This window comes from uncultured Campylobacter sp. (assembly GCF_938030685.1).
Classification (GTDB): Bacteria; Campylobacterota; Campylobacteria; order Campylobacterales; family Campylobacteraceae; genus Campylobacter_B.
Map to the genome: position 1 here is coordinate 1 of NZ_CALHHX010000227.1, position 4,070 is coordinate 4,070.

The following is a 4,070-nucleotide window of genomic DNA, read 5'->3' on the forward strand; positions in this document are numbered from 1 at the left end:
CACGCGGCAAAAATCCGCCAAAAACCACCCGAGCGCCTTGTAGTAGCTGCTTTTGGCGTTTATCTGCACGTGCGTAGCAAGCGCGGAAAAGCTCGGAATGATAAATTGCGCCAGATATAGCGTCAAAATTTTATGCGATTTCGCGTCCGTGTTTTGCTTAAAGATCATAGCAAGCAGTGCTAGCATATTGGCTGCGTGAGCGCTTTTAAGCTCCGCGAAAGGCTTTTTGAAGCGGCATTTTTCATAAAACAGCTCCACTTCGCTTTCGCTTATGAGTTTGAAAAAATCCATCTCAAACGCCTCTTTTAGCACCTCAAAATCGCGCCCTAGCGCCGCGTAGTCCTCGCCCTGCACCTTTTGCCAAAGCTCATGGCCGTTTTTGTTCTCGATATTTTTATTTACGATGATCCAGTTTTTGCCCAAGCCGCGCAACTTCTGCTCATCTATCACGCCTTTAAAATTCGTCGCGAAGATTATGCAGATCACCGAATATAGCTCGCCTAGTTTCATCTTTTTCCTTTAAATTTAATCAAATTTCGCTCGCTTTTTTCAGCTTTTCGATGCCGAATTTTTCCCAAATCCTGCTTAAAGATCGATCTAAGCTCTGCTGCTTTTTATCGATCTCGCCAAAGAGCAGCGAGCTGCCCGATTTGCCGCTAAAATTTGAAAGATTTAGCGCTACGTGGATTATCTGCGCGCCTTTTTTCACGTCGCAGAGCCTAAACAGCTCAAGCGCGGTCTCGCTCAGCAAGCTTAAGCTAAACGCCCTATCCTGGCTGATCTGGTGCGAAAACTCCTCGCGCGATTTATAGCGGATCTTTAGATCATACGTCGCGGGCTTTAGGCCCCTTGCAAGCACTTCGCCCGCCAAATGGCGCGCCAAAATTAAAATTTTACGCCGCAGCTCGTCTCGATCGGCGCACGGCGCGAAGCTGCGCCCAAAGCCGATGCTTTTGCGCTCGCGCTTTGAGACGACCTCGCCCTCATCCTCGCCGCTAAGGGCTGCAAAAATTTTCCTGCCGTTTGCGCCCATCTTTTCAAAAATTTCTCTATGCCCTAACGCATCGCCGAAGCTTACGATGCCGTATTTGCCGAGCGTTTTTTGCGCCGCTTTGCCGATGCCAAAAAATTTCGCTACCGGCACGGCGGATAGCTCGTGCGCAATTTGCGATTTTAAAATTTGCCGCACGCCGAAGGGCTTGGCAAGGCTAGTGGCAAGCTTTGCGATGAGTTTTGCTTCGCTAAGGCCTACGCTGCAAGGAAGGCTAAAGCGGCGCATAATTTCGCTTTGCAAAAACGCGGCAAAGCTCAGCGCGTCCGCGTCATAAGCCGTGCCGCGTAAATTTAGAAAAAATTCGTCGATGCTAAATTTTTCGATCTCGGGCGTAAAGTTTAGTAAAAACTCATAAATTTCACGTGAAATTTTTCGGTATTCGCCGTGCCGCGCGCGCACTAAAATCAGCTGCGGACAGAGTCCGAGCGCGATTTTAACGGGCTGAGCCGAGTGCACGCCGTCCGCTCTAGCCTCATAGCTTGCGCTTAAAATCACGCTGCCAAGCTCGCTCTTGCCGCCGAAAATCTCCTCGTCGCCGCCTCCGACGACTGCGATCTTTTTGCCCGCAAGCGCGGGATCGGCAAGCCTCGCTACAGAGACGAAGAAGCTGTCCAAATCGATATGAGCTATCAAACTATATCGATCCCGAAGCCGCTAAGCCCCGCGTAGTCTTTCGGCTCGCTCTTGCTTAAAATTTTAATTTTCCTTACGCCCAGATGCGCTAAAATTTGCGCTCCGATGCCGAAGCTCTTAAAATCGGCGCGATTCTGCGCGGATTTTAGCATCAAAAGCACGCCGCCCTCTTTGCGCAAAATGTCCAGATCGCGCATGAAATCGTTAAATTTCGTATCGCTTAAAAATTCCAGATCGCTTGAAATTTTATGAAATTTCACGTTCGTCTGCGCGCTCTTTCCCAGCTCACCGAAAATATAGGCGCGGTGCTCGTTGCCCTCGTGATCGCTCACGTCGTAAAATTTCGCCGCCTCGCCGCACAGCATAGCGCTTTTGAGCTCGCTAAATTTAACGAGCGTTTCGTGTTTTAGGCGATACTGCACGATCTGCGCGACCGAGATCATATTGATGTCGTGCTGCGCGCAGAATTTCTCCAGATCGTCCCTGCGCGCCATATCGCCGTCGTCTTTGACAATCTCGCAGATCACGGCGCTTTGCGAAAGCCCAGCCAAGCGGCACAGATCCGTAGAGCCCTCGGTGTGTCCCGTGCGGGCGAGCACGCCGCCGCTTTTAGCAATGAGCGGGAAGATATGCCCCGGGCGGACGAAATCATCCGCGCGAGCGCCCACGCGCGACATCAGCTCGATCGTCATATTGCGCTCATACGCGCTTACGCCCGTCTTGGCGTCCTTTGCGTCGATCGTGACGGTAAAAGCGGTCTCGTGGCTGGAGGTGTTTTTATCGACCATCAAATTCAGATCTAGCTGCTGCGCAATCTGTGGGCTAAGCGCCACGCACAGCACTCCGCGAGCGTGCGTGATCGCAAAATTTACCTTCTGTGCGCTGCTAAAGGTGCTCGCAAACACCAAATCGCCTTCGTTCTCGCGATCGACGTCATCGACCATAACGAGCATTTTGCCGTTTTTTAGATCCTCGATCGCTTGCTCTACGCTAACCATTATCTCTCCTTAAATTTACGATATTATTTTTCCATTTTTATCAACGATCGTTTCGCGACCGTCTAAATTGATCTTGACGTAGTCGTCGCTTAAAACTTTCACAAATTCTACTTCATCGTAAAACATAGGCTTTAAAATTTCATTATCCTCATCGTCTAGTAAACCCCATTTGCCGTCTTTTTTAACCTTAACATATCCTTTATAATATATGACTTGATCGTATATATCAGATATGGTATCGCCTAAGACCAATATATCATCATAAATACAAGAGATAACTTCTTGACCGGTTTTATCTATGAGACAACATTGATCATCTTTTATAACGCAAGCTAGGCCGTTATGAAAATAATCAAAAACAGCCGAGCCAGTCATAGTATAAATAAAAGAGATAATCTCTCTACCGGTTTTATCTATGAAGCCAGATTTACCATCTTTTACGACCATGGTTAAGCCTTCGGATTTGGAAAAGAAGCTCTTAAAACTATCATAAATACAAGGAACGATCTCTTTGCCAGTTTTGTCTATAAAGCCACATTTACCGTCTTTTTTGACCTTAGCTAAGCCTTCGGAAAAGTTCCAAGCATCATCATAAACAAAAGGAATGACCTCTTTGCCGGTTTTATCTATGAAGCCCCATTTACCATCTTTTTTGACCCAAGCTAAGCCTTCGGAAAAGTAAAAAGCATCATCATAAATACAAGGAATAATATCCTCTTCTCTTTGATTTATAATACCCCATTTTCCATCTTTTTTTACCCGAAACGCAATCATCTCAATCCTCCAAATTTAAATTTTAATCTCCGCGTAAGCCGCCTTGAGCTTCTCAAAAAGCGGGGCGAATGAAACGCCGTTTACGCGGACGTTTGCGATCGTCGTGATGAAATTCGTATCGCGCTGCCACCGCGGCACGAGATGATAGTGCACGTGCTCGGCTATGCCCGCACCCGCGGCGGCGCCGAGGTTCATACCGATATTTACGCCGTTTGCGCCCAGAGTGCGCTTTAAAATCCCCACTCCGGCGCGCACGTAGCGGCTCATCTCCGCCCACGCATCATCGCTAAGGCACTCGATATTATCGACGTGCTCGTAAGGTATGACCATAAACGCGCCCGGGCTGTAGGGGTAGAGGTTCATCACCCCGAAGCAGTGCTGCGCGCGAAAAAGCACGCCGTTGCGATCGTCGAACGCCGCATCCGCCGCCGCGTCGCAGAAGGGACAGCCGCTTCTTTTTTCGGTAAAATACTCGCTTCGCCAAGGGGCGCAAAGATAATCCATCTCTTTTCCTTTCCGAAATTCCAAAATTCTATGGAATTTTAAAATTTGCGTTTCGCAAAATTCTATGAAATTTGGAATTTAAAACTTCTAAATTTCATAAAATTTTA

5 protein-coding genes are annotated in these 4,070 nt (G+C 48.0%); all 5 read right to left on the reverse strand.

All coding sequences use genetic code 11. The annotated features are described in order from the left end of the window. Nucleotides 1-510 (reverse strand): hypothetical protein (locus tag Q0369_RS10935; RefSeq protein ID WP_298099873.1); only part of this gene is annotated, 510 nt, incomplete at its 3' end. A 19-nt stretch (nt 511-529) separates the two neighbouring features. Continuing rightward, entirely contained in the window at nt 530-1,687 is a 1,158-nt protein-coding gene (locus Q0369_RS10940) for a DNA polymerase IV (RefSeq protein WP_298099876.1), read from the reverse strand. Beyond that, on the reverse strand, nt 1,684-2,685 hold the full coding sequence (locus Q0369_RS10945; RefSeq protein WP_298099881.1) for a bifunctional 3,4-dihydroxy-2-butanone 4-phosphate synthase/GTP cyclohydrolase II: 1,002 nt from the start codon (nt 2,683-2,685) through the stop codon (nt 1,684-1,686). Before Q0369_RS10945 ends, Q0369_RS10940 begins: the two co-directional genes overlap by 4 nt. A 15-nt stretch (nt 2,686-2,700) precedes the next feature. Beyond that, complete coding sequence (locus Q0369_RS10950) at nt 2,701-3,459, reverse strand: WG repeat-containing protein (protein ID WP_298099884.1); 759 nt, start codon at nt 3,457-3,459, stop codon at nt 2,701-2,703. Between the two features lie 15 nt (nt 3,460-3,474). Beyond that, on the reverse strand, nt 3,475-3,963 hold the full coding sequence (locus Q0369_RS10955) for an HIT domain-containing protein (protein ID WP_297917433.1): 489 nt from the start codon (nt 3,961-3,963) through the stop codon (nt 3,475-3,477). Nucleotides 3,964-4,070: the final 107 nt, after the last annotated feature.

Excerpts from the sequence above, each read along its gene's own strand:
- Q0369_RS10945 (WP_298099881.1), bottom strand. The coding sequence starts at position 2,685 with ATGGTTAGCGTAGAGCAAGCGATCGAGGATCTAAAAAACGGCAAAATG.
- Q0369_RS10950 (WP_298099884.1), bottom strand. The coding sequence starts at position 3,459 with ATGATTGCGTTTCGGGTAAAAAAAGATGGAAAATGGGGTATTATAAAT.
- Q0369_RS10955 (WP_297917433.1), bottom strand. The coding sequence starts at position 3,963 with ATGGATTATCTTTGCGCCCCTTGGCGAAGCGAGTATTTTACCGAAAAA.